At 69.5% G+C, this 24,992-nt stretch carries 19 protein-coding genes and 3 tRNA genes; 3 read left to right on the top strand and 19 right to left on the bottom strand.

Translation table 11 applies throughout. The annotated features are described in order from the left end of the window. Nucleotides 1-3: 3 nt before the first annotated feature. The gene (locus AC2W7E_RS15165; RefSeq protein ID WP_485989424.1) at nucleotides 4-159 is read right to left on the bottom strand and encodes a hypothetical protein; all 156 of its coding nucleotides are present in this window, start codon (nucleotides 157-159) and stop codon (nucleotides 4-6) included. Nucleotides 160-317: 158 nt separating this feature from the next. Here AC2W7E_RS15165 and AC2W7E_RS15160 point away from each other — a divergent pair, with 158 nt between their 5' ends. Beyond that, on the top strand, nucleotides 318-1,142 hold the full coding sequence (locus AC2W7E_RS15160; RefSeq protein ID WP_485989423.1) for a CPBP family glutamic-type intramembrane protease: 825 nt from the start codon (nucleotides 318-320) through the stop codon (nucleotides 1,140-1,142). 9 nt (nucleotides 1,143-1,151) lie between these two features. On the opposite strand, the gene AC2W7E_RS15155 is transcribed toward AC2W7E_RS15160, so the two are convergent. After that, a complete protein-coding gene (locus AC2W7E_RS15155; RefSeq protein WP_485989422.1) occupies nucleotides 1,152-1,631 on the bottom strand; it encodes a hypothetical protein in 480 nt (159 codons plus the stop codon). 200 nt (nucleotides 1,632-1,831) lie between these two features. Between AC2W7E_RS15155 and AC2W7E_RS15150 the strand changes: the two genes are divergently transcribed. Then, on the top strand, nucleotides 1,832-2,536 hold the full coding sequence (locus tag AC2W7E_RS15150; protein ID WP_485989421.1) for a hypothetical protein: 705 nt from the start codon (nucleotides 1,832-1,834) through the stop codon (nucleotides 2,534-2,536). On the opposite strand, the gene AC2W7E_RS15145 is transcribed toward AC2W7E_RS15150, so the two are convergent. From AC2W7E_RS15145 to AC2W7E_RS15075, 15 genes are all read right to left on the bottom strand, one after another. Then, nucleotides 2,534-2,607 (bottom strand) — tRNA-Met (locus tag AC2W7E_RS15145). The two genes, AC2W7E_RS15150 and AC2W7E_RS15145, sit on opposite strands and share 3 nt — an antisense overlap. Nucleotides 2,608-2,639: 32 nt before the next feature. Beyond that, nucleotides 2,640-2,711 (bottom strand) — tRNA-Thr (locus AC2W7E_RS15140). Nucleotides 2,712-2,779: 68 nt separating this feature from the next. Next, nucleotides 2,780-3,928 carry a M23 family metallopeptidase gene (locus AC2W7E_RS15135; protein WP_366216354.1) on the bottom strand — a complete coding sequence of 383 codons (1,149 nt, stop codon included), beginning with the start codon at nucleotides 3,926-3,928 and terminating at the stop codon, nucleotides 2,780-2,782. 239 nt (nucleotides 3,929-4,167) lie between these two features. Continuing rightward, nucleotides 4,168-4,962, bottom strand: a complete 795-nt coding sequence (locus AC2W7E_RS15130) for an inositol monophosphatase family protein (protein ID WP_025104405.1) — start codon at nucleotides 4,960-4,962, stop codon at nucleotides 4,168-4,170. Next, on the bottom strand, nucleotides 4,962-5,996 hold the full coding sequence (locus AC2W7E_RS15125; protein ID WP_025104406.1) for a hypothetical protein: 1,035 nt from the start codon (nucleotides 5,994-5,996) through the stop codon (nucleotides 4,962-4,964). Before AC2W7E_RS15125 ends, AC2W7E_RS15130 begins: the two co-directional genes overlap by 1 nt. 116 nt (nucleotides 5,997-6,112) lie before the next feature. After that, on the bottom strand, nucleotides 6,113-6,913 hold the full coding sequence (locus AC2W7E_RS15120; protein ID WP_485989420.1) for an enoyl-CoA hydratase/isomerase family protein: 801 nt from the start codon (nucleotides 6,911-6,913) through the stop codon (nucleotides 6,113-6,115). A gap of 45 nt (nucleotides 6,914-6,958) precedes the next feature. Next, nucleotides 6,959-7,450, bottom strand: a complete 492-nt coding sequence (locus AC2W7E_RS15115) for an FBP domain-containing protein (protein WP_025104408.1) — start codon at nucleotides 7,448-7,450, stop codon at nucleotides 6,959-6,961. Nucleotides 7,451-7,522: 72 nt separating this feature from the next. Continuing rightward, nucleotides 7,523-7,607, bottom strand: a tRNA-Tyr gene (locus tag AC2W7E_RS15110). Nucleotides 7,608-7,693: 86 nt separating this feature from the next. Next, a complete protein-coding gene (locus AC2W7E_RS15105; protein WP_485989419.1) occupies nucleotides 7,694-8,623 on the bottom strand; it encodes a PfkB family carbohydrate kinase in 930 nt (309 codons plus the stop codon). Nucleotides 8,624-8,804: 181 nt separating this feature from the next. Next, nucleotides 8,805-12,680, bottom strand: a complete 3,876-nt coding sequence (rpoC, locus tag AC2W7E_RS15100) for a DNA-directed RNA polymerase subunit beta' (RefSeq protein ID WP_303708472.1) — start codon at nucleotides 12,678-12,680, stop codon at nucleotides 8,805-8,807. Nucleotides 12,681-12,767: 87 nt separating this feature from the next. After that, on the bottom strand, nucleotides 12,768-16,271 hold the full coding sequence (rpoB, locus tag AC2W7E_RS15095) for a DNA-directed RNA polymerase subunit beta (RefSeq protein ID WP_025104411.1): 3,504 nt from the start codon (nucleotides 16,269-16,271) through the stop codon (nucleotides 12,768-12,770). Nucleotides 16,272-16,547: 276 nt separating this feature from the next. Continuing rightward, nucleotides 16,548-18,293, bottom strand: a complete 1,746-nt coding sequence (locus AC2W7E_RS15090; protein ID WP_485989418.1) for an ABC transporter ATP-binding protein — start codon at nucleotides 18,291-18,293, stop codon at nucleotides 16,548-16,550. After that, nucleotides 18,290-19,255, bottom strand: a complete 966-nt coding sequence (locus tag AC2W7E_RS15085) for an ABC transporter permease (RefSeq protein WP_025104413.1) — start codon at nucleotides 19,253-19,255, stop codon at nucleotides 18,290-18,292. The genes AC2W7E_RS15090 and AC2W7E_RS15085 overlap by 4 nt, the downstream gene beginning before the upstream one ends. A 34-nt stretch (nucleotides 19,256-19,289) precedes the next feature. Next, a complete protein-coding gene (locus tag AC2W7E_RS15080) occupies nucleotides 19,290-20,294 on the bottom strand; it encodes an ABC transporter permease (RefSeq protein WP_025104414.1) in 1,005 nt (334 codons plus the stop codon). 82 nt (nucleotides 20,295-20,376) lie between these two features. Next, nucleotides 20,377-22,050, bottom strand: a complete 1,674-nt coding sequence (locus AC2W7E_RS15075) for an ABC transporter substrate-binding protein (RefSeq protein ID WP_025104415.1) — start codon at nucleotides 22,048-22,050, stop codon at nucleotides 20,377-20,379. Nucleotides 22,051-22,217: 167 nt separating this feature from the next. Between AC2W7E_RS15075 and AC2W7E_RS15070 the strand changes: the two genes are divergently transcribed. Beyond that, on the top strand, nucleotides 22,218-23,138 hold the full coding sequence (locus tag AC2W7E_RS15070; RefSeq protein WP_085603763.1) for a sugar kinase: 921 nt from the start codon (nucleotides 22,218-22,220) through the stop codon (nucleotides 23,136-23,138). Nucleotides 23,139-23,150: 12 nt separating this feature from the next. Here AC2W7E_RS15070 and AC2W7E_RS15065 read toward each other — a convergent pair whose 3' ends face one another. Together AC2W7E_RS15065 and AC2W7E_RS15060 are read right to left on the bottom strand one after the other, a co-directional pair. Continuing rightward, on the bottom strand, nucleotides 23,151-24,026 hold the full coding sequence (locus AC2W7E_RS15065) for a MurR/RpiR family transcriptional regulator (RefSeq protein ID WP_025104417.1): 876 nt from the start codon (nucleotides 24,024-24,026) through the stop codon (nucleotides 23,151-23,153). 14 nt (nucleotides 24,027-24,040) lie between these two features. Continuing rightward, nucleotides 24,041-24,992: glycoside hydrolase family 3 N-terminal domain-containing protein (locus AC2W7E_RS15060; protein WP_485989416.1), on the bottom strand; the 952-nt coding region annotated here is incomplete at its 5' end.

Genomic DNA, 24,992 nt, shown 5'->3' with positions numbered 1-24,992 from the left:
GCGCTAGGGGAGGTCGGCGACGTCGACGTCGTCCTCCCCGCCGCCCGTCGCCGGAAGCTCGTCGGGCTCGGGGTCGTGGTCGGTGGTGACGAAGTCGGGGTCGACGCCGATGGCCTCGATCTCCTCCTGGTTCTCCTGGCTGTTCGATGTGTCGGACATGGCGCCTCCTGACGTTGGGGATCCGGACGGCCAGTCTGAGCGGGCGGCTTCCCGGGGCCGAGGGGGTTGACACGGCGTGTCGTCCGGCGCTTTCGTCGGGTCCGGCACGGAACCACCAGACTGGAGCCGTCCGCCCCTTCCCCCTTCGAGGAGCACCCGTGATCGACGCCGCACCGCACCGTTCCGCCTGGCAGCGCTTCTGGGATTGCGGAGGCTGGTGGCGCGCTCTCCTGCTCGCGGCGGTGTACTACGGCCTCTATCAGCTGTTCTCGCTCGCCTTCCTCCCGCTGGCCGCGCAGGTCGACGACCCGGCCAGCGCAGCCGGCGTCCTCGTCTACGACGTCCTTCCGATCCTCGTCGGGGGTCTCCTGCTCATCGGGTTCATCGCCTCGGTCGGGTGGTGGCGCCCCGTGTTCGGGCGCCAGCCGATCCGGGGAGCGGGATGGATGTGGATCGCGATCGTCGCCGTCCTGCTGTTCAACGTCCTCCGCTTCCTCACGATCGACTATGGCAGCGTCGGGTTGGATGTGGTCGCGACCTGGCTGCTCGCGGGACTCGCCATCGGCTTCGCGGAAGAGGTCCTCACCCGCGGCCTCGTCGTGAAGATGATGCGCGACGCGGGGGCGCGCGAGCTCGTCGTCGCCGTCGTCTCGTCCGCCGTCTTCGCCGCGCTGCACTCGGGGAACCTGCTGACCGGTCAGGATCTGTTGCCGACGCTCTTCCAGCTCGTGTACACGTTCGCGTTCGGCATCTGCATGTACCTCGCGCTCCGCGTCACCCGGACCATCGTCGCCCCGATCCTCCTGCACGCCAGCACCGACCCGAGCATCTTCCTGCAGACGCTGCACCCCGCCGAGGGTGGGCTGACGGCGTTCGCGGCTCTGGGGAACATCGTGGTGGTCGTCGTGGGTCTCGTGCTGATGATCTTCATCCGCGGTCGCGTCCGCACCTCCGCACCCGACGCCTTCGCCCCTCAGCGCTGACAGCGCGCGTCACCCCGCACGCCAGACGGCGTGGGTGCCGACCGCCGCGATCGCGAACACCAGCACGGCCACCCGGTGCGCGTCGCCGACGGCCAGGGCCGCATCGGAGGCACCGATGAGGTCGTCGGCGACACCGGCCACCATCGTCCGCGACACGACGGCATCGTCCATCTCGGCCACGCCGTCCGCGAGCCATCCCCTGACGAGCCGGAGGCTTCTCGGCCCGAGCTCGACCCCGAGAGGGACCGCAAGACAGCTCAGCACGTCGGCGACGGTCACGCCGTGCCGCCGCAGCCCGGCGAGGGCCCCGGCGAGGGCGCCGGTCAGCAACGCGCGCCCGTACCCTTCGGCGACCAGCACGTCCCACGACTCCTGCGGCGCGAGCGTCTCCAGCCCGAGGCAATGACCGCGCCCGTCGGCGACAGCTTCCTCCAGGGCGCGCCGGGCGTCCCGGAACACGATGCTCGCACGGCGATCGGGCGCAGACACGGCAGACCTCGTCCCTCGATGCCCGCCATCTCGGTGGCCGGCTGGGTGGCCGACGCGTCACACACTCTAAGACGCTCCGCGCGGGTGAGGACGGTATCCCGGCACGGAGGTCGGAGACGACAACACCCCCGGAAGGTTCCGGGGCGCAGCGACGGTGCTCCCGTCCGGAGCGCGTCTGACGCTGCCCTTGCGGTGGTGGAGTGACCTTCCGCCCCGATGACCGCGTCTACGTCGACGAGTCGAAGGCCCGCGGATACTACGTCGTTGCGACAGCATCCGCAATCAGCGACGTCCGGGCATCCGGGCGGGCGCTGCGTGACCTCCTCAAACCGGGTCAGCGACGCCTCCACTTCAAGAGTGAGAGCGACAGTCGACGCCGCCAGATCCTCTCCCGCATGTGCGCTCTCGATGTACGCGTGTCCGTGTGGCTCGTCAGGCAGCGGTCAGACAAGGAAGCGCGTCCCCTGTCGCTCGCTGCGCTCACTGAGGATGCGATCCTCGGCGGCGTGGCGAAGCTGGTCATTGAACGAGACGCGTCCCTCGAGCGCGCCGATCGGCGATTGATCGCAGAGACGATCCGCCGCGTCGGGCCCGCGGAGATGCAGTATCTTCATGTCGCGCCGCACGAGAATCCGTTGCTCTGGGTGAGCAACGCCGTCGCCTGGTGCTATTCGAACGGTGGAGACTGGGTACGCCGCGTCGAAGCGCTCGTGGGGTCGCGGGTCACCCGGATGGAGAAACACGTGAGCCTGGCTCGTCATACCGTCCGGAAGACTGCCAGGCTCCGAGGGCTACTGCCCGCCGTGCTTCCAGTGTACTCGGCACATGGACGAGCCAAGGCCGAACCGGCATCCCTGCGGGGAACGACAAAACCCCCGGAAGGTTCCGGGGGTTTCATGCTGTAGCAGGAGCGGGGCTTGAACCCGCGACCTCACGATTATGAGTCGTGCGCTCTCACCAACTGAGCTACCCTGCCGCACGGCATCCGCATCGCAGATGCGAACTCCGAGCCCCGAGTCAGGATTGAACTGACGACCCCTTCCTTACCATGGAAGTGCTCTGCCACTGAGCTATCGGGGCGTGCTGCCCCTCGCGGGGCAACCACACGAGAATACCATCACTGTGGCGTCCTCATGAAATCGAGACGGTCACTCCTCCGAGGTGAGCGACGTGCGTCCGGCGTTCTTCTTGAGCCACGGCATCGGGTCGATGGTCGTCCCGTTCACGATGAGCTCGAAGTGCAGGTGCGCCCCGTAGGAGCGGCCGGTGTTACCGGTCTTGCCGACGATGTCGCCGACCTTGACCTTGTCGCCCGCCTTCACCTGCAGCGAGCCGTACTGCATGTGCGAGTAGTGGCTCGTGATGACCGAGCCGTCGATGACGTGGTCGATGTAGACCGTGACACCGTAGGCGGCGCCCTGCTCGGTCGCGATGCGGACGGTGCCGTCGGCGATCGCCTGGATGGGCGCGCCGTTGCCCGGCACGAAGTCGATGCCCTCGTGGAGGCGGCCACTGCGCATGCCGTAGCCGTAGCTCATGCCCACGCCGACGAGGAACGGCCACTGGATGGCGGCGTCCGGGTCGTTCGTGAAGATCTCGCCGGAGTAGTTGATGCCCTGCTCGGCGGCGACCTCGACGAGCGAGACCGTGCTGAAGTTGTCGGCCCGCGAGAGCGGCTCGTTCTGCACGCCGGACGGCGCGACGAACGCCTGGATCTCGTCGTCCGCCGAGCCTGCCGCATCGGCGGCAGCCGCCGTGACGAGGGACGTCGAGGCGAGCGATCCGCCCTGGGCGGCCGCGACGGCCTCCGCGGGCAGGGTCATGGACACGGCCAGGAGTCCGGCGAGCCCCATCGCGCCGACGGTGGCACCGGCGGCGAGGGTCTTGCGGATGCGGCGGGTGCGGCGAGGACCGACGGCCGCGAGGCCGGCGGTATCGATCTTCGGCGCGGTCTGCGATGCGGCGTTCGCGACGAAAGCCGAACGGCGGGACGCCGACGGCGTCGGGATGGAGCCGGTCTCGCGGAAGGCGCGGGAGGCGCGCTCGAAGGCGTCGCCCTCGGCGTCAGCCTCGGCGACGAAGGGCTCGGATGCCGGGGCGATGTCCTCGACCGGGACGGTGTCTTCTGACTTCTCGACGATCTCGGCGACGACGGGCACCGCGGGGACATCGGCGATGGCGGGCGCAGCCGCGGCGATGAAGGGCTCCTCGGGTGCGACCGGCACCGGGGGCACCTCGGCCTGGCGCTGACGCGCGGCGCGACGGGACAGGGGGATGACAGCAGCGAGGGCGATCACGGTCTCCGCGTCAGCGAGGGGTGCCGTCGACCCGCTCGCCGAGGCCTCGGAGGCCGCAGTGCGAGGGCGGCTAGACCGGCGCGTGGGCGCAGCGGCAGCCTGGGGGTTCTCGAAGGGCAAAGCTAATCTCTCGGTCGTTCGTGATGCTCGGGGGCGCAATGACAACTCTCACCTTCGGGTGGTGAAAGTAACGATCGGGTAAACACTACCCCGATCCTCCTGTGAAAGCCATGGACCGGTCAGGGTTTTTCCTCATCGAGGATATCCCGGAGTCGGTCGTGCACGGTCACGCCACCCGCGATCAGGAAGGGCCGCGGCGATTCCCGGTCGATCCGGCTCACGCGCCCACCCGCTTCCTGGACGAGCAGGGCACCCGCCGCGTGATCCCACGGTTTGAGGCCGCGCTCGAAGTATCCGTCCAGTCGGCCCGCCGCCACGTAGGCCAGGTCCAGGGCCGCCGAACCCATACGGCGGAGATCCCGGGCGATGGGCATCACCCGGCGGACCGTCGCGAGGTCGCCGTCGTGCGTCGCCGGGTCGTAGCCGAACCCGGTCGCCAGGAGTGCCCCGGCGTCGGTCACCGCGGTCACCGCGAGCCGGACGCCGTCCGACCAGGCACCGTGCCCGCGAGCGGCCGCGAAGGTCTCGCCGATGGCGGGCGCGTGCACGGCGGCGGCCAGCGCCTCCCATGCGTCGGGCTCCGGAGGGCCGCTGACGGCCGCGATGCTCACGTTGTACGCGGGGATGCCGTAGGCGTAGTTCACCGTGCCGTCGATGGGGTCGACCACCCACGTGATGCCGCTGTCGCCGGTGGCCGCCCCCGACTCCTCGCCGAGGAAACCGTCCGCCGGCCGCGCCGCGCGCAGTCGCTCGCGGATGAGCGCCTCCACCTCGCGGTCCGCCTCGGTCACGATGTCGGCGAGCGTCGACTTGGTCGCCGCGAGCCGGACGCCCTCCCGGCGTCGGGTACGGGCGAGCGCACCCGCCTCCTCGGCGATCTCCGTCGCCAGCGCGCTGAGCTCGAGAGCGTCGATCACAGCGCCGGGTGCGAGGGTGCGGGCGGCGGCGGCGGGAAGGCCGGGGGCTCACCCTGGGTGGGCGGAGCGGGCTGCGGCGGCGCCGGCTGCGCAGGTGCCGACGAGGGCGACGCCGGCTGCGGCGGCGCCGGCAGGTCGGGCGCGGGAGGCACAGGGCCAGGAGCGGGAGGCGCCGCGAAGTCCGGAAGGGCCGGAGCCGTCGGCGCCAGGGGCGGGGTCGCCACGGGGAACCCCGCGGCGGGCGCCTGACCCAGGGCCTGGGGAGCCGTCGAGGGGTACCCCGTGTAGAACGCATTCCAGTCCGGGCTCCCGTCCGGAAGGACCGGGAGGGGCGTGATCCCGTCGGCGTAGGTCGGCCAGGACGGTGCGGAGGCGACCGGCCGGGCGGCAGGAGCCTTCTTCGGCGCGAACAGGGCGTTGAGCAGCGGAATGAGCGTGGTGCCGACGGCGACGAGGATCGTGAGGGCGACGACGATGCGCCAGTACAGCTCGGTGTAGTCGAAGGTGTTGGGGAACGCGAGGAAGAAGACCAGCAGGGCGACGAGGGCGCCGAGGAAGACGATCGTCACGATGTGGATCACCTTCGTGAAGGTCGTGACATGGCGCTGCGCGGCACGGGTGAAGAGCCGCACATGGAGCAGTGCGAGCTGCAGGATCCCGATCACGAGCAGCAGCTGGAAGAAGCGCTCCGCGCCGAAGTAGAGCCCGTCTTCCGGGAGCCAGATCTTCACGAGGCCGACGAGGAGCGCGATGACCCAGGAGACCATGCTCGCGAGCTGGAGCCAGTCCGGCCGGTTCGGCGCGAGGCCCGCCTCGAGGATGGCGATCCCGGCGAAGGCGGCGAGCAGGAGGATCGTGAGGAAGGCGCGACCGATGAGGCCGTTCTGATCACCGACCAGGACCCACACGACGCAGACCAGAGCCGCGGCGATGAGGGCGCCGATCGCGACCCACAGCGAGCCCCTGATGAGCAGCGACATGTTCTTCTTGTCACCCTGCGGCTGCAGCCGGGCGGTGTCCGGATGGGACATGGGGATCCTCTCGTCGAGCGGCGATGCCTTCATCCTGCCACGCGCGGGCCCGCTTGTTCCGGCTTCCCTCGAGTGCGAAGGAGATCGGGGACCGACCGAGGTCTGGGGAGGAAGGGTCAGCCGGCCTTCTTCGCGGAGGCCGCCGCGAAGGCCGCGACCCGCGCCTGTGCGTCCGGGGTCTCCAGGGCGGCGCCGATGGACCGGGCCTCCTCGCTCAGCTGCTCGGCGAACGTGCGCTCCGGCTGCGACCGCACCAGCCGCTTGGCCTGCCCGTACGCGTCGGCGGCGCCGGCGAGCCAGAACCGCGCGATCTCCTCGGCCCGCGCACGGACCCGGTCGGCCTCCGTCCTGCCGTCCTCGCCCTCCACGACCTCGGCCACCAGACCCCAGTCGAGAGCCTCCGCGGCCGTGAGCAGCCGGTCCTGCAGCACGAGCTGGAGGGCGCGGCGCTGACCCACGGCCCGCGCGAGCTGCGCCGACACGGAGAGGTCGGGCGTGAGGCCGATGTTCGCGTACAGGCTCCCGAGCTGCGACCGCGAGCCCACCACCGCGTAGTCCGTGGCGAGCAGGATGCCGAGTCCGCCACCGGCCGTCGTCCCGTGCGCCGCGGCGACCACGGGCACGCTCGACTCCGTGAGCGCGCGGATCCCGGTGTTGATGACCTCCGCCAGCGCGGTGATCTCCGCCCCGGACGACCCCATGGTCGCCGCCATGTCGATCACGTCACCGCCCGCGCAGAACGCCGGTCCCGCCGCGTCGATGAGGATGGCCTGCACGTCGTCGCGCGATGTCGCCTCGACGGTCGCATCCCGCCAGGCGTACGCCAGATCGGCGTTGAAGGCGTTGAGGCGGGTCGGACGGTTGAGCGTGAGCCGCGCCATCCCCTCGTCGACGGCGAACAGGATGGCATCACTCATGGCTTCTCCTTCGAGCACAGGCGGATGCCTCCAGGCTAGTCGCGCTCAGGCGCCCTCCCAGACGCGCGCCACGAACCGCTCCATCCGTCGCCGGGTGCCATCGAGCCGGAAGTCGACCTGTCCCGCCGCCCGGATCTCGTTCGGTGCGAGCGGATGCGCCAGGCGCACGTTCTCGTGGCAGGACAGATCGGCGCAGATGTAGGTGCCGACCGAGTCGCCGCGCTCCCCCGCCTCTCCCGTGCGTCGCGCCGCGAACAGCGCCACCTGGTTGCCCGGCTGCATCGTGTGGCAGATGTTGCACATGCCCGAGCGCCCGCGCCCTGGTTCCGACGCCCGCAGCACCACGCCGACCACGCGCCCCTCGTGCGGGATGAGGACGTAGCCGCGCTTGCCGGCGCTCGGGTCGCGCCAGGCGAAGAAGTCGAGGTAGTCCCAGTCCACGAGGAGGAAGTCGTGCGGCATCTCCATGACGCGCAGCTCGTCGGCGTCCGCGTTCACGAACGAGGCCCGGACGTCGGCTTCGGTGAGAGGTCGCATCGCTCCAGTCTAGGAACTCGGCGCGGAGGTGAGGCCGGGAACAGGAGAAGCCCCCGCGAGCGGGGGCTTCCGTGGTGGCGAGTGAGGGATTCGAACCCCCGAAGTCGAAGACGGCTGATTTACAGTCAGATCCCTTTGGCCACTTGGGTAACTCGCCAGAGCGCACCCGTCCGACTTGAACAGCCAACCGGGGGCACGAAGAACAATCATACCTGCCGGATGCGGGCGCGAGAAATCGAGGCGTCAGCTCCCGTGCACGCCGCGGTCGGCGGCGGCCAGCGACTCCGGCGTGCGCAGCAGCCCGCCCTCGGCGCGGCAGGTCGCGGCGGCCACATCCATCGCGCGCTCGAGCAGGGCGGACCATCCTTCGACCGCCTCCGGGGCACCGTCCACCAGTCCGGCGGCGACGGCGGCGAGCGTCGCGTCCCCCGCGCCCACGGTATCGACCACCCGACCCGGCAGCGCCGAGATGGGGGCCGAGACCGACCCGGCGTCCGCCTCGAGCACGGCGCCGTCCGCTCCGGCCGTCGCCAGCACCGCCGTGACGCCGAGGCCCCGGAGCCGCGCGCGCAGGGTGTCGAGGTCGCCGTCATAGAGCACGTCGGCATCGTCGGCGCCGACCTTCACCAGGTCCGCCCGCGCGGCCAGCCGCTCGAAGCCGCGGACGAACTCCTCGCGGTCGGACAGCATCCCGGTGCGGGGATTCGGGTCGATCGCCAGCCGCGCGCCCTCCACCGCGGCGGCGAGGGCCTCGACCTCGGCCGGGACATCGAAGGGGAAGCAGCTCACCGCGACGATGTCCGCGCCGGCGATGGCAGCCTTCGCGTCGTCGGAGTACCGGACGGTCCGCTCCTGGGCCGCGCGGTTGAAGACGTAGCTCGGCTCGCCGTTCGCGGTCCGGGTCACGACGGCCCGCGACGACCCGTGCGGTGCCGCGCTCGCGATCAGCCGCACGCCGTGATCGGCCAGATACTCGCGGATGTGCGCGCCGGCGACGTCCTCCCCCACCATCGCGATGAGCGTCGTGGGGATTCCGAGCCGGCGCAGCCCCACCGCGACGTTCAGGGCGGCTCCGCCGACGAACTCGCGGACGCCGGCCTCATCCCGGATCTCGTCGATCAGGGCATCTCCGATGACGACGGCCGCGCCGCCGGGGGAAGTCTCAGTGGTCACTCGCCGACCCTACCGCGCCCGCCCCGGTCACAGCTTCGGAGATGACACCCGACACCCCGATGGATGAGCCCCACCGGCGGCGCGCCGCGCCGGATCTCCGAAGCTGTGCACACCCGACCGCGCCGAGGGACGACGAAGGCCCCGGGGAGAACCCCGGGGCCTTCGTTCACTCACTCACACCTCAGTTGTAGGTACCGGGGGTGATGTCGTCCGTCGAGAACGCGTCGAAGTCGACGTAGCCGAAGTCGCCGTCCGCGTACGCGCCGTCGGATGCGAAGATCCGGTTCGGGTAGCGCTCGCTCTTGGCTTCCTCGGTGGCCTCGACCGTGACGTCGCGGTACTTCGAGAGACCGGTTCCGGCGGGGATGAGCTTTCCGATGATGACGTTCTCCTTGAGACCGACCAGCGGGTCGCGCTTGCCCTCCATGGCGGCCTGCGTGAGCACGCGGGTCGTCTCCTGGAAGGACGCAGCGGACAGCCACGACTCGGTCGCGAGCGACGCCTTCGTGATACCCATCAGCTCCGGGCGACCGGACGCGGGGCGCTTGCCCTCGGCCACGGCCTCGCGGTTGATCTGCTGGTAGCGCTTCAGGTCGACCATCTCACCCGGCAGCAGGGTCGTGTCGGCGTGGTCGACGACGGTGACCTTGCGGAGCATCTGGCGGACGATGACCTCGATGTGCTTGTCGTGGATCGGCACACCCTGCGAGCGGTAGACGCCCTGGACACCGCCGACGAGGTACTTCTGCACCTCGCGGGCACCCATGACGCGCATGACCTCCTTGGGGTCGAGCGTGCCGACCTGCAGGGGCTGACCGACCGAGACGTGCTGGCCGTCCTCGACGAGGAGGGTGGCACGCTTCAGCACCGGGTAGACGACGGGCTCGTCGCCGTTGTCGGGCGTGAGGATGACCTTCTTGGCCTTCTCGGTCTCGTCGATCGTGATGCGGCCGTCGGCCTCCGCGATCGGCGATGCACCCTTGGGGGTACGCGCCTCGAACAGCTCCTGCACACGGGGCAGACCCTGCGTGATGTCATCCGCCGACGCCGAACCACCGGTGTGGAAGGTACGCATCGTCAGCTGGGTACCGGGCTCACCGATCGACTGGGCCGCGATGATGCCGACGGCCTCGCCGATGTCGACGGTCTTGCCGGTCGCGAGCGAACGGCCGTAGCACTGCGCGCACACGCCGACGGCGGAGTCGCAGGTCAGGACCGAGCGGACCTTGATGGTCTCGACGCCCGCGGCGACCAGCTTGTCGATGAGCACGTCGCCCACGTCGTCGCCGGCCGCGGCCAGGACCTCGCCCGGCGCGTTCACCACGTCGGAGGCCAGCGTGCGGGCGAACACCGAGTTCTCGACGTTCGCGTCGCGCACCAGCTCACCCTGCGAGTTCGGAGCGGCGATCGGGAGCTCGAGGCCCTTCGACGTGCCGCAGTCCTCTTCGCGGATGATGACGTCCTGCGAGACGTCCACCAGACGACGGGTCAGGTAACCCGAGTCGGCGGTACGCAGAGCGGTGTCGGCCAGACCCTTACGGGTACCGTGCGTCGCGATGAAGTACTCCGCCACCGACAGACCCTCGCGGTACGAGGAGATGATCGGACGCGGGATGATCTCACCCTTGGGGTTGTTCACCAGACCACGCATACCGGCGATGTTCCGGATCTGCAGCCAGTTACCACGAGCGCCAGAGGACACCATGCGGTTGATGGTGTTGTCCTCCGGGAAGTGCGCCTTCATCGCGGCCTGCACCTCGTCGGTCGCCTCGGTCCAGATCTTGATGAGCTCCTGACGACGCTCGGCGTCGGTCGTGAGGCCCTTCTCGTACTGGGACTGGACCTTCGCGGCCTGCTTCTCGTAGCCCGCGACGATCTCCGCCTTGTTCGGCGGGGTGAGGATGTCGCTCAGCGCGACGGTCACACCCGAACGGGTCGCCCAGTAGAAACCGGCATCCTTGATGCGGTCCAGCGTGGCGGCCGTCTCGACCTTGGGGTACTCCTCGGCCAGCTTGTTGACGATCTGCGACAGCTTGCCCTTGTCGGCCTGCTCGCGGACGAAGGGGTAGCCCTTCGGCAGCGCGTCGTTGAAGATCGCCTGACCCAGCGAAGCGTCGACCAGGCCGTGCTTCTCGTAGCCCTCGGGAGCCTCGCCCTCGAGGAAGGCCAGACCCGGGATGCGGATGCGGACCTTCGCCTGCAGGTCGAGCGTGCCTTCGTCATACGCGAGCTGTGCCTCGCCGACGGAGCCGAACGCACGACCCTCGCCCTTGGCGCCGGCCTTGACCGTCGTGAGGTGGTGCAGACCGATGATCATGTCCTGCGAGGGCAGGGTGACCGGACGGCCGTCCGACGGCTTCAGGATGTTGTTCGACGCGAGCATGAGCACGCGGGCCTCGGCCTGAGCCTCGACCGACAGCGGCAGGTGGACAGCCATCTGGTCACCGTCGAAGTCGGCGTTGAATGCCGCGCAGACGAGCGGGTGCAGCTGGATGGCCTTGCCCTCGACGAGCTGCGGCTCGAACGCCTGGATGCCGAGACGGTGCAGGGTGGGTGCACGGTTCAGCAGCACCGGACGCTCGCGGATGATCTCCTCGAGCACGTCCCAGACCTCGGGACGGGTGCGCTCGACGGCGCGCTTGGCGGCCTTGATGTTCTGCGAGTGACCGAGGTCGATCAGGCGCTTGATGACGAACGGCTTGAAGAGCTCGAGCGCCATCTGCTTGGGCAGACCGCACTGGTGCAGCTTGAGCTGCGGGCCGACGACGATGACCGAACGGCCCGAGTAGTCGACACGCTTGCCGAGCAGGTTCTGGCGGAAGCGACCCTGCTTTCCCTTGAGCATGTCGCTCAGGGACTTCAGGGCGCGGTTGCCGGTACCGGTGACGGGGCGACCGCGGCGGCCGTTGTCGAACAGCGCGTCGACGGCCTCCTGCAGCATCCGCTTCTCGTTGTTGACGATGATCTCGGGCGCACCGAGGTCGATCAGGCGACGGAGACGGTTGTTGCGGTTGATCACGCGGCGGTAGAGGTCGTTCAGGTCGGAGGTCGCGAAGCGGCCACCGTCGAGCTGGACCATCGGACGCAGCTCCGGCGGGATCACCGGGACGACGTCGAGCACCATCGCGGCCGGGCTCATGCCGGTCTCGAGGAACGAGTTGACGACCTTGAGGCGCTTGATCGCACGGATCTTGCGCTGGCCCTTGCCCTCCGAGATCTGGAGGTGCAGGCTCTCGGCCTCGGCGGCCAGGTCGAACGCGGCCAGGCGACGCTGGATCGCCTCGGCACCCATGTAGGCCTCGAAGTACTGGCCGAAGCGGTCCTGCAGCTCGTGGAAGACGTCGTCCTCCGGGCGCAGGGCACCGACCTCGAGCGTGCGGAAGTCCTCCCACACGCGCTCCAGCTTCAGGATCGCCTCGTCGGCACCCTTGCGGATGAGCGACATCTCCTTCTCGGCGGCGTCCTTGACCTTCTTCTTGGCGTCGGCCTTGGCACCCTCGGCCTCGAGGGCCGCGAGCTCCTCCTCCAGCTTCGCCAGGCGCTCCGCGATCTTCGCGTCGCGGCGGTCGCCGAGCGTCTTCAGCTCGAGACGGATGTTGTTCTCCTGGGTGCCCAGGTCGCGGTGACGGGCCTCCTCGTCGACCGAGATGACCATGTACGCGGCGAAGTAGATGACCTTCTCGAGGTCCTTCGGCGCCATGTCCAGCAGGTAGCCGAGGCGCGAGGGCACGCCCTTGAAGTACCAGATGTGGGTGACGGGAGCGGCGAGCTCGATGTGACCCATGCGCTCACGACGGACGGAGCTCTTGGTGACCTCCACGCCGCAGCGCTCGCAGACGATGCCCTTGAAGCGGACGCGCTTGTACTTGCCGCAGGCGCACTCCCAGTCACGGGACGGGCCGAAGATCTGCTCTCCGAAGAGACCGTCCTTCTCCGGCTTGAGGGTGCGGTAGTTGATGGTTTCGGGCTTCTTGACCTCGCCGTAGGACCACGCGCGGATGTGGTCTGCGGTCGCCAGGCCGATGCGAAGCTCATCGAAGGTTGTGGACTCGAGCACTAGTTCTCCTGTGTCGGAAATTCTTTTTGAGAAGTCTGGGCTTCGACCGGCTCAGCCGTCGCGGGGACGGCTGAGCCCGTCGAAGGATTAGATCTCGTCGATCGAGGCGGCCTCGAAGCGGCTGGAGATGTTGATACCGAGTTCCTCTGCGGCGCGGAACGCCTCGTCGTCGGTGTCGCGGAGGTTGACCAGCGTGCCGTCGGCCGAGAGGACCTCGACGTTCAGGCAGAGCGACTGCATCTCCTTCATGAGCACCTTGAACGACTCGGGGATGCCGGGCTCCTGGATGTTCTCGCCCTTGACGATGGCCTCGTACACCTTGACGCGGCCGAGGATGTCGTCGGACTTGATCGTGAGGAGCTCCTGGAGGGCGTACGCCGCACCGTAGGCCTCGAGGGCCCACACCTCCATCTCACCGAAGCGCTGTCCACCGAACTGCGCCTTACCACCGAGCGGCTGCTGGGTGATCATCGAGTACGGACCGGTGGAGCGGGCGTGGATCTTGTCGTCCACCAGGTGGTGGAGCTTCAGGATGTACATGTAGCCCACGGAGATCGGCGCCGGGAACGGCTCGCCGGAGCGGCCGTCGAACAGCTGCGTCTTGCCGCTCGAGTCGATCAGGCGCAGGCCGTCACGGGTCGGGAGCGTCGAGTCGAGCAGACCGGAGATCTCCTCCTCGCTGGCACCGTCGAACACCGGGGTGGCGACCTTGGTGCCGGGCGCGGCCTCGAACGCCTGCTGCGGCAGCTTGGCGGCCCACTCCGGGGTGCCCTCGACCTTCCAGCCCTGCTTCGCGATCCACCCGAGGTGGGTCTCGAGGACCTGGCCGAAGTTCATTCGACCCGGGATGCCGAGCGGGTTGAGGACGATGTCCACCGGGGTGCCGTCCGCGAGGAACGGCATGTCCTCGACGGGCAGGATCTTCGCGATGACACCCTTGTTGCCGTGGCGGCCGGCGAGCTTGTCGCCCTCGGTGATCTTGCGCTTCTGGGCGATGTAGACCACGACGCGGCGGTTGACGCCGGAGCCGAGCTCGTCGTCGCCGTCCTCGGCGTTGAACTCCTTGACCGCGATGATCGTGCCCTGCTCACCGTGGGGCACCTTCAGCGACGTGTCGCGGACCTCGCGGCTCTTCTCGTTGAAGATCGCGCGGAGCAGACGCTCCTCGGCCGAAAGCTCGGTCTCACCCTTCGGCGTGACCTTGCCGACGAGGATGTCGCCGGGGCGGACCTCGGCGCCGATGCGGATGATGCCGCGCTCGTCGAGGTCCTTCAGCAGCTCCGGGCTGACGTTGGGGAGGTCACGGGTGATCTCCTCCTTGCCGAGCTTCGTGTCGCGGGCGTCGACCTCGTACTCCTCGATGTGGATCGACGAGAGGGTGTCGTCCTTCACCAGGTCCTGGCTCAGGATGATGGCGTCCTCGAAGTTGTAGCCCTCCCACGTCATGAACGCGACGAGGAGGTTCTTCCCGAGGGCCAGCTCGCCGTTCTCGGTGGCGGGGCCATCGGCGATGACCTCTCCGACCTCGACGCGCTCACCGGCCGAGACGACGACCTTCTGGTTGTAGGAGGTGCCCTGGTTCGAGCGGTCGAACTTGCGCAGGTGGTACTCCTGCGTGCCGCCCTCGTCGAGCATGACGACGACGCGGTCCGCGGAGACCTCGGAGACGACACCGGCCTTCTCGGCGGTGATCACGTCACCGGCGTCGATGGCCGTGTAGCCCTCCATACCGGTTCCGACGAGCGGCGAGTCGCTGCGGAGCAGCGGTACGGCCTGACGCTGCATGTTGGCGCCCATGAGCGCGCGCTGCGCGTCGTCGTGCTCGAGGAAGGGCACGAGCGAGGTCGCGACCGACACCATCTGGCGCGGCGAGACGTCGATGTAGCCGATCTCCTCCGGGAGGAACAGGTCGACCTCACCGCTACCGCCCTTGGGGCGCGCGAGCACGTGGCTCTCGCGGAAGCGACCCTTCGCATCGAGCGGCGCGTTGGCCTGCGCGATGTTGAAGTCGACCTCCTCGGAGGCGGTCAGGTAGTCGATCTGGTCGGTCACGACACCGTCGACGACCTTGCGGTACGGGGTCTCGATGAAGCCGAACGAGTTGATGCGCGCGAAGGTCGCGAGCGCACCGATCAGACCGATGTTCGGGCCTTCCGGCGTCTCGATCGGGCACATGCGGCCGTAGTGCGAGGGGTGGACGTCGCGGACCTCGACGCCGGCGCGGTCACGGCTCAGACCACCGGGGCCGAGAGCCGACAGACGGCGCTTGTTGGTCAGACCCGCGAGCGGGTTGTTCTGGTCCATGAACTGCGACAGCTGCGAGGTTCCGAAGAACTCCTTGATCGCGGCGACGACGGGGCGCACGTTGATCAGGGTCTGCGGCGTGATGGCCTCGATGTCCTGCGTGGTCATGCGCTCGCGGACGACGCGCTCCATGCGGGACAGACCCGTGCGGACCTGGTTCTGGATCAGCTCGCCGACCGCGCGGATGCGACGGTTGCCGAAGTTGTCGATGTCGTCGGTCGCGAGGCGGATCTCGGTCTTCTTGCCGCCGCGGATGCCCTCGAAGGTCTCCTCGGTGCCCGCGTGCAGACGCACGAGGTACTTGATCGTGGCGACGATGTCCTGCACCGTCAGCACCGACTCCGTCAGCGGGGTGTCGAGACCCAGCTTGTGGTTGATCTTGTACCGGCCGACCTTGGCGAGGTCGTAGCGCTTCGGGTTGAAGTAGAAGTTGTCGAGCAGCGCGCGGGCGGCCTCGGCGGCCACCTGCTCGCCCGGACGCAGCTTGCGGTAGATGTCGCGCAGCGCGTCTTCCTTGGTGACGATCGTGTCCTTCGCGAGCGTCTCCTCGATGGAGGTGTAGCCGGCGAACTCCTCGAGGATCTCCTCGCTGGTCATGCCCAGCGCCTTGAGGAAGACCGTCACGGACTGCTTGCGCTTGCGGTCGACGCGGACGCCGACCTGGTCGCGCTTGTCGATCTCGAACTCGAGCCAGGCACCGCGGCTCGGGATGACGCGCGCCGAGACGATGTCCTTGTCGCTCGTCTTGTCGGGGGTCTTGTCGAAGTAGACACCGGGCGAGCGCACGAGCTGCGAGACGACGACGCGCTCGGAGCCGTTGATGATGAACGTGCCCTTGTCGGTCTGGAGCGGGAAGTCGCCCATGAAGACCGTCTGGGTCTTGATCTCACCCGTGAGGTGGTTCATGAACTCGGCCTCGACGTAGAGCGGGGCCGCGTAGGTCTTGCCACGCTCCTTGCACTCCTCGATGGAGTACTTCTCGGGCTCGAGGTACGGGTTCGTGAACGACAGCTGCATCGTCTCGCCGAGGTCCTCGATCGGGGAGATCTCCTCGAAGATCTCGCCCAGACCGCTGTTCTCGTTCACGTCGGTGCGACCGGCGGCCTTGGCCTCGGCCACGCGCGCCTTCCAGGCGTCGTTGCCGACCAGCCAACCGAAGGACTCGGTCTGCAGGGCGAGAAGGTCGGGGACCGTCAGCGTGTCGGAGATCTTGGCGAACGAGAGACGGGAAGCTCCGCGTCCGTTCTTGGTGGTGGTGGATGTGGATGCGTTGGGAGCAGCAGCCAAGGGAATAACCTCCGTGAGCCCCGCAGGGCTTCTCGATTCCTTTGTCGTCAGGTGGAGTGCGCTCAGAAGCTCACGAGATGCCGACCACCATATGAGGGCAGGGAGAAGCGAGCGCAACTACCAACTATAGACGCGATCTCGCGACATGGCAAGCGCAATCCTTGACCAATCTTCGATGCTGCGGTAATGGGACCGCCGAGACCCCGCCTGCGCGCCGAAACCCCGCCCTCGCCGCGGAGGCAGGGCGGGGTTTGGACGCGAAACCGGGGTCTCGGGTCAGGACGCGATGTTGAGCTCGTTGCCGGGGATCGAGGCGAGGAGGCGGCGCGTGTAGGGGTCGCGAGGATTCGTGAAGATCTCCTCCGACGACGCGGCCTCCACGAGCTTCCCGTCCTTCATCACGCACACGTAGTCGCTGATGAGCCGCACCACCGCGAGGTCGTGCGAGATGAACAGGTAGCTCAGGCCGTACTCGCGCTGGAGGTCGCCCAGCAGCCGCAGGATCTGGTCCTGCACGAGCACGTCCAGCGCCGACACGGGCTCGTCGCACACGATGAGATCCGGCGACAGTGCCAGCGCTCGCGCGATCGCCACACGCTGACGCTGCCCGCCGGAGAGCTCGGACGGGTAGCGCCGCAGCATCGACTGCGGCAGCGCGACGTCGTCCAGGAGCTGCCGCACGCGCTTGCGCCGGTCGGCCCCGCTCCCCCGCTTGTAGAACTCCAGGGGCTCCGCGATCAGGCGCTCGATCGTGAACATGGGGTTCAGGCTGGAGTACGGATCCTGGAAGATCGGCTGCACCCGCTGCCGGAAGTCCTTCGTCTCCGCACGGCTCAGCGTCGAGATGTCCTTGCCCTCGTAGCGGATGAGGCCGCTCGTGGGCTCGATGACCTTGAGCAGCATGCGCGCGGTCGTGGTCTTGCCCGATCCGGACTCCCCCACGATCGCGACGGTCTCCCCGCGCGGGATCGCGAGCGACACGTCGTCGACGGCGACGAAGTCCTCGTGCTTGCCGCGCACGGGGTACACCTTCGTGAGGTTCTCGATCTCGACGATGTTGCCCTTCGACGAGCTCAGGGACCCAGACTCACTATGGGTCGCTGAGCCTGTCGAAGCGCCCTCCTGGGTCGCTGAGCCTGTCGAAGCGTCTCGGACGAAGGCCTCCGGACGAAGCCGGGCCACCGCCACCGACGGCGCCGCCTTCACGAGCGACTGGGTGTACGGGTGCTGCGGGTCCTCGAGGATCCGCCGCGCCGGCCCTTGCTCGACGACCTTGCCGCGGTGCATCACGATCACGCGCTCGGCCCGCTCCGCGGCGAGCCCGAGGTCGTGCGTGATGAGGAGCACGGCGGTGCCCAGCTCCCTCGTCATCTCGCCGATCTGGTCGAGGATGGTCTGCTGCACCGTCACGTCCAGGGCACTGGTGGGCTCGTCCGCGATGAGCAGCCGCGGCTTGCACGCCAGCCCGATCGCGATGAGGGCCCGCTGCCGCATGCCGCCGGAGAACTCGTGCGGGTACTGCTTGGCCCGACGCTCCGGATCGGGAAGACCGGCCGCGGTCAGCGCCTCGACGACCTTGGACTGCACGTTCTGCCGGGTGGCGAGGCCGTGGGCGAGCAGCGTCTCGGCGACCTGGGTGCCGATCTTCGCGACCGGGTTGAGGTTCGACATGGGGTCCTGCGGCACGAGCCCGATGTCCCGTCCGCGGATCGATCGCAGCTCGTTCTCGGAGGCACGGGAGATGTCGCGTCCGTCGAGCTTGATGCTGCCGGCGGCCACCTTCCCCCCGCCCGCGAGCAGCCCGATGATCGCCATCGCGGTGGTCGACTTGCCGGAGCCGGACTCGCCGACGATCGCCACGGTCTCCCCCGGACGGATCTCGAGGTCGACGCCCTCGACGGCGTGCACGACGCCGTCCATGGTGGCGAAGTCCACCGCCAGGCCCTCGACCGACAGCAGGGGCTGGTCCGCCATGCCGTTCTCCTTCGCGGCGCGCACGGCGCCCTCGTCGCGGATGTTCATCGTGCCCTCGTCCTCGGGTCCATGGCCTCGCGCAGCGCCTCACCGAGCAGGGTGAAGCCGAGCGCGGTGACGGCGATGCAGATGCCGGGGAGGAACGCCAGCCACGGGGCGATCGCCAGCTCCGCCTGCGCGTACGTGAGCATGCGACCCCACTCGGCCGTCGCGGGGCCGCCGCCGCCGAGACCGAGGAACGACAGCGCCGCCGCATCGATCACGGCGGTCGCGAGGGTCAGGGTGCCCTGCACGATCACGGGCCCGATCGCGTTCGGGAGGACGTGCGACATCGTGATCCGGCCGCGGCCGAGGCCGAGCGTCTGCGCCGAGAGCACGTAGTCACTGGAGCGCTGCTGGAGCATGGACGCCCGCAGCAGGCGCGCGAAGATCGGCACCTGGGAGGCCCCGATGGCGATCATCACGGCGTACGGCGTCTGTCCGAGGATCGCGGCGATCGACACCGCCAGCAGGAGGTTCGGCACCGAGAGGATGATGTCGACGACGCGCATGATGACGGTGTCGACCCAGCCTCCGAACGTGCCGGCGAGGAGTCCGAGGATCATGCCGCCGACGAGACCCATCGCAGTGGAGACGACGCCGATCAGCAGCGACGCCTGAGCGCCCCAGATGAGCTTGGACAGCACGTCGCCGCCGAACCGGTCCAGACCGAGGGGGAACTGCGGCAGCTCCCCCGGGCCGGGGATGTGCGTCGGCGTGATCTCCTTCGCCCCGGGGAGCGCGGTCTCGGGGTACGGAGCGAGGACCGGCGCGAGCACCGCGACGAGGAGGAAGAGGAGCACGATGACGGCGCCGATCCACGCCGTCGGATTGCGGCGGAGCCGGCGGAACACGTCGCGCCAGAACCCGCCGCCGCTCTCCTTGAGGTCGGCCTGGGCGATGGCGACGGTGTCGATGCTGCCGCCGCTCTCGGCGGACGGCCCCTGTGCGGGTGGGAGGGCGATGCTCATGCGAGCGCCTCCTTTCGGATGAGGGAGGAGGACATCACTGCACCCTCACTCTCGGATCGATGAGGCTGTACGACACGTCCACGGCCAGGTTGATGAGGGCGTAGGCGATCGCGATGAAGATGATGAACCCCTGCAGCACCGGGAAGTCGCGCGTGAAGATGGCGCGCGCGAGGAACGATCCGATGCCGGGGAAGGCGAACACGGTCTCGGTGAGCACCGCCCCCGAGATGAGGAGTCCGGTCTGCAGGCCGATCGTCGTGATGACGGGGAGCATGGCGTTGCGGAGGATGAACCGGCTGCGCAGCGTGCCGGAGCCCACGCCCTTCGCCCGCCCCGTCCGCACGTAGTCGGCGTTCTGCACCTCCAGCACGCTCGCCCTGGTGATGCGGACGATGATCGCGAGCGGGATGGTGCCGAGCGCGAGCGCCGGGAGGATCAGATGGAGGATCGCATCCCACGCGGCGTCGAACTCCCCCGTGATGATGCCGTCCCAGACGTAGAAGCCGGTGGGATGGGTGGCATCGATCCGGGGGTCCTGCCGGCCGTCCGAGGGGAGCCACCCCAGCTGCACGGCGAAGACGTACTTGAGGATGAAGGCCAGGAAGAAGACCGGGATCGTGATCCCGATGAGGCTCAGCACGACCGACGCGTGGTCGGTGAACTTGCCGTGGCGGCGGGCCGCCCAGTACCCGAGCGGGATGCCGACGCCCACCGCGAAGATGAGCGCCGCGACGCTCAGCTCGATCGTCGCGGGGAAGCGGCGGAGGAACTCCTCCGTGACCGGCCGGTTGGTCTGGATGGACGTGCCGAAGTCGCCCTGCAGCAGGCGCGTGACCCAGATGAAGTACTGCTCGATGAGGGGCTTGTTGAAGCCGTAGAGCTCGTTGACCCTGGCGATGGCCTCGGGGGTGGCCTTCTCGCCGAGGAGGGCGACCGCGGGGCCGCCGGGGAGGGCCCTGACCCAGGCGAACAGCAGGATGCTGAGCCCGAACAGGGTGGGGATGAGGAACAGCAGTCGCCTGCCGATGGTGCGCAGCACAGAGTTCTCCGTCGATCAGAAGGTACGCCGTGCCCCGGTCCCGCGAGGCGGAACCGGGGCTCGGCATATCAAATGGTCAGGCCTACTTCGTGAGGACGATGTCCGTGAAGACCTCGTCGTTCACCGGGCTGGCGGGGTAGCTCTCGACGCGCGGGTCGAAGGCGAGCGTCGGCGCCGGGTGCGCGAGCGGGACGCCGGGGATGAACTCCGCGACCATCTCGTTGATGTCCTCGTAGAGCGCCGTCTGGTCGTCGAGGTTGGAGACCCCGCGCGCCTCGGTCAGCGCCTGGAAGAGCTCCGGGTTGTCGAAGCCCCACTCCGAGCTCTGCTGGCCGAAGAACACACCGACGAAGTTGTCGGTGTCGTTGTAGTCGCCGGTCCAGCCGAGCAGGTGGATGCCGTGGTCGGAAGTGCCGGTGGTGCGGTCGAGGTACTCGACCCACTCCTCGGAGACCGGAGTGGTCTCCACGCCGACCTCCGAGAGCTGCGAGGACAGGACGGTGTAGATCTGCTCGGGGTCCGGCATGTACGGACGCGAGACGTTGACCGGGTAGTTGAAGTCCAGCGACAGCGGGTTCGCCTCGTCGTAGCCGGCCTCCGCGAGCAGCTCCTTGGCCTTCTCCGGGTCGTAGTCGTAGGTCGTGACCTCGTCGTTGTAGCCGTTGACCACCGGCGGGACGAACTGCGTCGCCTTCTCGGTACCCTCCGGGAGGACCTGGCTGATCAGGGCGTCCTTGTCGATCGCGTAGGACAGCGCCTCGCGCACCTTCGGGTCCTGCAGCTCCGGGATCGCCTGGTTGAAGGCGAGGTAGAGGATCGTGAACGGGGGACGCGACACCATGGTGAAGTCGTCCTCCTCCAGGGCCTTCGTGTCGGCGGGGCCCACGAGGTCGTAGCCGTCGATGGAGCCCGACTCGAGCGCCTGGCGACGCGCCGTCGGGTCGTCGATGGTGCGGAAGATGATCTCGTCGATCTGTCCGGCCTCGCCCCAGTAGTCGTCGTAGGCCTTGAGCGTGACCTGCTCGCCCGGAGCCCACTCCTCGAACTGGTAGGGGCCCGTGCCGACCGGGTGGCCCATGGCGTACTCGGACAGCTGCGGGGCCTCGGCGGTGCCGCCGACCTCGTCCGCGCCGAACTCCTGCATCGCCGAGGGGCTCTGCATGCCGAAGGCCGGGAGCGACAGCGAGGCGATGAAGCCGGCGAACGGCTTGTTCAGCTCGATCGTGACGGAGTTCTCGCCGTCGGGCGTGCAGGACTTGTAGACCGCGTCCTCCGGGTTGGAGGCGTAGCCCTTGAAGAGCTTGTTGTAGTAGTACCCGAAGGCCTCGGAGGCGGCGAGACCGGTCCAGTTGTACCAGCGGTCGAAGTTGGCGCAGACGGCCTCGGCGTTGAACGGCGTGCCGTCCTGGAAGGTCACGCCCTCCTTCAGCGCGAAGGTGTGGGACATGCCGTCCTCGGACGACTCCCACGACTCCGCCAGCAGCGGCGCCGGGTCGGCCGTGCCGGGCTCCGTGCCCACCAGACCCTCGAAGATCTGGCGGGAGACGCGGAAGGTCTCGCCGTCCTGCGCGAACGCCGGGTCGAGGCTCGCGGGATCCGACGAGGCGGCGAAGACGAAGGTGCCGTCGACGTCACCCGATCCTTCCGACCCGTTGTCCCCGCGCTCGCTGGCGACGCATCCGGCGAGTGCGAGAGCGGCGATGGTCGCCCCGGTGACGGCGGCGAGTCCTCGCCGAGGCATGGCTGACTGGTGCATGTGTGTATGACCTTCCCTGTCGGGCGCTTCCTTGCGCGTCTCCGAGCATCGTCGCCGCGGAGACGGTGATTCCTCGAAGGTACCCAGCGGTCCGGCCGATGCCAAGAGTCCGAGGTTGCGATCCGGTATCGACGCGGCACCGCCCTCGATCCGGTAATGTCCAGAACGTGCCGGACACCACTCCCCGCGTCGTGTGCCTGGGCGAGGGCCTGGTCGCCCTCGTCGCCGCCACCGCCGGACCGCTCGAGACCTGCCGCACGTTCCACCGCTCCCTCGCCGGGGCCGAATGGAACACCGCCATCGCGCTGTCCTCCGCGGGCATCCGCACCGCGGTCGTGTCCCGTGTCGGTGACGACGGCTTCGGACGCTTCCTCACCGCCGAGCTCCGTGCGCACGGCGTCGACGATCAGGCCGTGGAGATCGACCCGATCGCACCGACGGGCCTCTACGTCAAGGAGCTCTCCCCGCGGGCGGACGGCGCCGTGGAAGGGACGATGCACTACTACCGCGCCGGGTCGGCCGCGGCGGCGCTGTCGCCGGCCTCGCTGGAGTCGCCCGTGGCGGTGGACCTGCTCGCCGCGGCGGCCCTCGTGCACACCTCCGGCATCACGCCCGCGCTCTCGCCCACCACACGCGCCGCCCAGGAGGCTCTGGTCGCGGCGCCGCGACCGGGCCGTCTCGTCAGCTTCGATCTGAACTGGCGCCCCGCGCTGTGGCGGGGCCGCGAGGACGAGGGACGCGCCGTCCTCACCGATCTCGCCCACCGCGCCGACGTCCTGTTCTGCACCCGCCCCGACGCCGAGGCCGTGTTCGGCACGAGCGCACCGGACGAGCTGCGGGCGCTGTTCCCCGAGCCGCGCTACCTGGTCGTGACCGACCCCGCCGGCGCCGTGGCGTTCGACGGCGCGGACCGGGTGGGCAGCGAGGCTCTCGATGCACCGGTCGTGGAGACGATTGGCGCGGGCGACGCGTTCGCCGCCGGCTTCCTCGCCGGCGTCCTCACCGGCCTGACGCTGCACGGGAGCCTGGCCCGCGCCCACCGCATCGCGACGCGCGCGATCGCCAGCACGCGCGACCACGTCGACTGAGCCGGCGGCGGCTCAGTCCGCGGGGTGCCCGCGCCGTGGCGGGACCGCGTCGTGGGTGCGCTGCAGGGACACCGCGACGTGCTCGCCCCGATGCTGCACGATGCGCACGAACAGCACGTCGATGAGCGCGAGCTGCGCGATCCGGCTCGACATGGCGGCCATCCGGAACGGCGATTCCTGGGCCTGGCTGAGGAGCACGACGTCGGCGAGGGCCGCGAGCGGGGAGTCGGCCGCGCTCGTCACGGCCACCGCAAGAGCGCCCGCGGCCCGGGCGACCTCCAGGGCACGGACCGTCTCGGCCGTCTCGCCGCCGTGCGAGAAGGCGATCGCCACATCCGCGGAGGACCGCAGTGCGGCCGCGGTGACGGCGAGATGCGGATCGGCCGAGTGGGTCACGGAGCAGCCGATCCGGGAGAGCTTGAGCTGCAGGTCCTGGGCCGTCAGCGACGATGCCGCCTGCCCGAACAGGTCGATGTGCCGCGCCACGACCACCGCCCGCGCGACCCGGTCGAGGGCGTCCGCATCGAGAGCCCGGGCCGTCTTCTCGATCGCGTCGATCTCCTGGGCCGCGAGCTTCGCGGCGATCGCGGCCGGGCCGTCGTCGCGGTCGATCGCCGTGGAGTCGAGTCCGAACCGGGCCTGCTGCGCCTGGGCCAAGGTGACCGCCCGCGCGACGGCGACCCTCAGCTCCCGGTAGCCGCTGTAGCCCAGCGACTGCGCGAAGCGGGCGACGGTCGACAGCGAGGTCTGGCAGAGCTGCGCGAGATCGTTGATCGCGAGGTCCACCACGAGGGTGGGGTCGCCGAGGATCCTCTCGGCGACGCGTCCCTCCGCCGCGCTGAGCTTGGGGAGGGAGCGCCGCACCACGGCCAGAACGTCGTCGTCCATGCGCTGATCCCGTCTCAACCGGCGGCGGTCGTCCTCTGTCGCGGCCGGAAGCGGCCGAGCAGCGCGTCCCGCGCGGTCTGGGCGCCGAGCCGGCTGGCCGCGCCGACCTCGACGGTGGGCAGCGGCAGCGGCTCCTGCACGGGCAGGCCGACGTTCACCACGACCGCATCCGGGTCCCGGAGCGCGGTCCGCTCGATCAGCGCCCGCTGCGCCGGCTCCGCATCCGGTCGATCCACGAGGACGACCGTCGTGCCGGTCGCCGCGGCGACCTCGTCGATCACGGCGTCCTGCTCGACCACGGGCCGTGCGGCCACGTCGAGCCGCACGCGGATGCCGTCTCCCGCGAGCGCCTCCGCGACGTACGAGGCGGCGCTGTCGACCGCGAGCGTCGAGCGACGGCGGGCATCGATCACCGCCAGGGCCTCCGCGGCCTCGGGGGCATCGCCGGCGAGCGACACGGACCGGCGGACGATCTCGGCGGCGTCGAACGCGGCAGCCTCCTCGTCCGAGGTCGCGCTCGTGCGCAGCCGGGTCGCGAGAGCCGACACCCGCGCGGCGGCCTCCTCGACGCGCTCCCGGGAGAGCGAGCCGTCCCGCAGCGCGGCGACGATCCCGTCGCGGGCGGCGAGGAAGTCGCGCCGGTCCTGGTCGGGAAGAGCGGCCTCGCCGGGGTTGGTCGGGTTGCCGATGCACAGCAGGTCGGCGCCGGCGGCCAGAGCGAGGGCGGCGCCCCCGCCGAGTCCGACGGTCTCGCGGATCGCGGCCATGTCCAGCGCGTCGGTGATGATGACGCCCTGGAAGCCCCACTCCCGCAGCATGCCGAGCACGCGCGGGTTGAGGGTGGCCGGCTGCGCGCCCCACGCGGGGACGACGATGTGCGCGGTCATGATCGCGTCCACCCCCGCCTCCACGGCGGCGCGGAACGGCTCGAGGTGCACGCGCTCGTACTCGGCCACGTCGAGCGCG

The organism is Microbacterium sp. CFSPD4_SD4, from assembly GCF_057364585.1.
This window is presented reverse-complemented; position numbering and strand designations above follow the sequence as displayed.

Coding starts and splice junctions, on each gene's coding strand:
- AC2W7E_RS15120 (WP_485989420.1), bottom strand. CDS start 6,913: ATGAGTGATGCCATCCTGTTCGCCGTCGACGAGGGGATGGCGCGGCTC.
- AC2W7E_RS15090 (WP_485989418.1), bottom strand. CDS start 18,293: ATGAACATCCGCGACGAGGGCGCCGTGCGCGCCGCGAAGGAGAACGGC.
- AC2W7E_RS15165 (WP_485989424.1), bottom strand. CDS start 159: ATGTCCGACACATCGAACAGCCAGGAGAACCAGGAGGAGATCGAGGCC.
- AC2W7E_RS15125 (WP_025104406.1), bottom strand. CDS start 5,996: ATGTCCCATCCGGACACCGCCCGGCTGCAGCCGCAGGGTGACAAGAAG.
- AC2W7E_RS15065 (WP_025104417.1), bottom strand. CDS start 24,026: ATGGACGACGACGTTCTGGCCGTGGTGCGGCGCTCCCTCCCCAAGCTC.
- AC2W7E_RS15075 (WP_025104415.1), bottom strand. CDS start 22,050: ATGCACCAGTCAGCCATGCCTCGGCGAGGACTCGCCGCCGTCACCGGG.
- AC2W7E_RS15115 (WP_025104408.1), bottom strand. CDS start 7,450: ATGCGACCTCTCACCGAAGCCGACGTCCGGGCCTCGTTCGTGAACGCG.
- AC2W7E_RS15085 (WP_025104413.1), bottom strand. CDS start 19,255: ATGAGCATCGCCCTCCCACCCGCACAGGGGCCGTCCGCCGAGAGCGGC.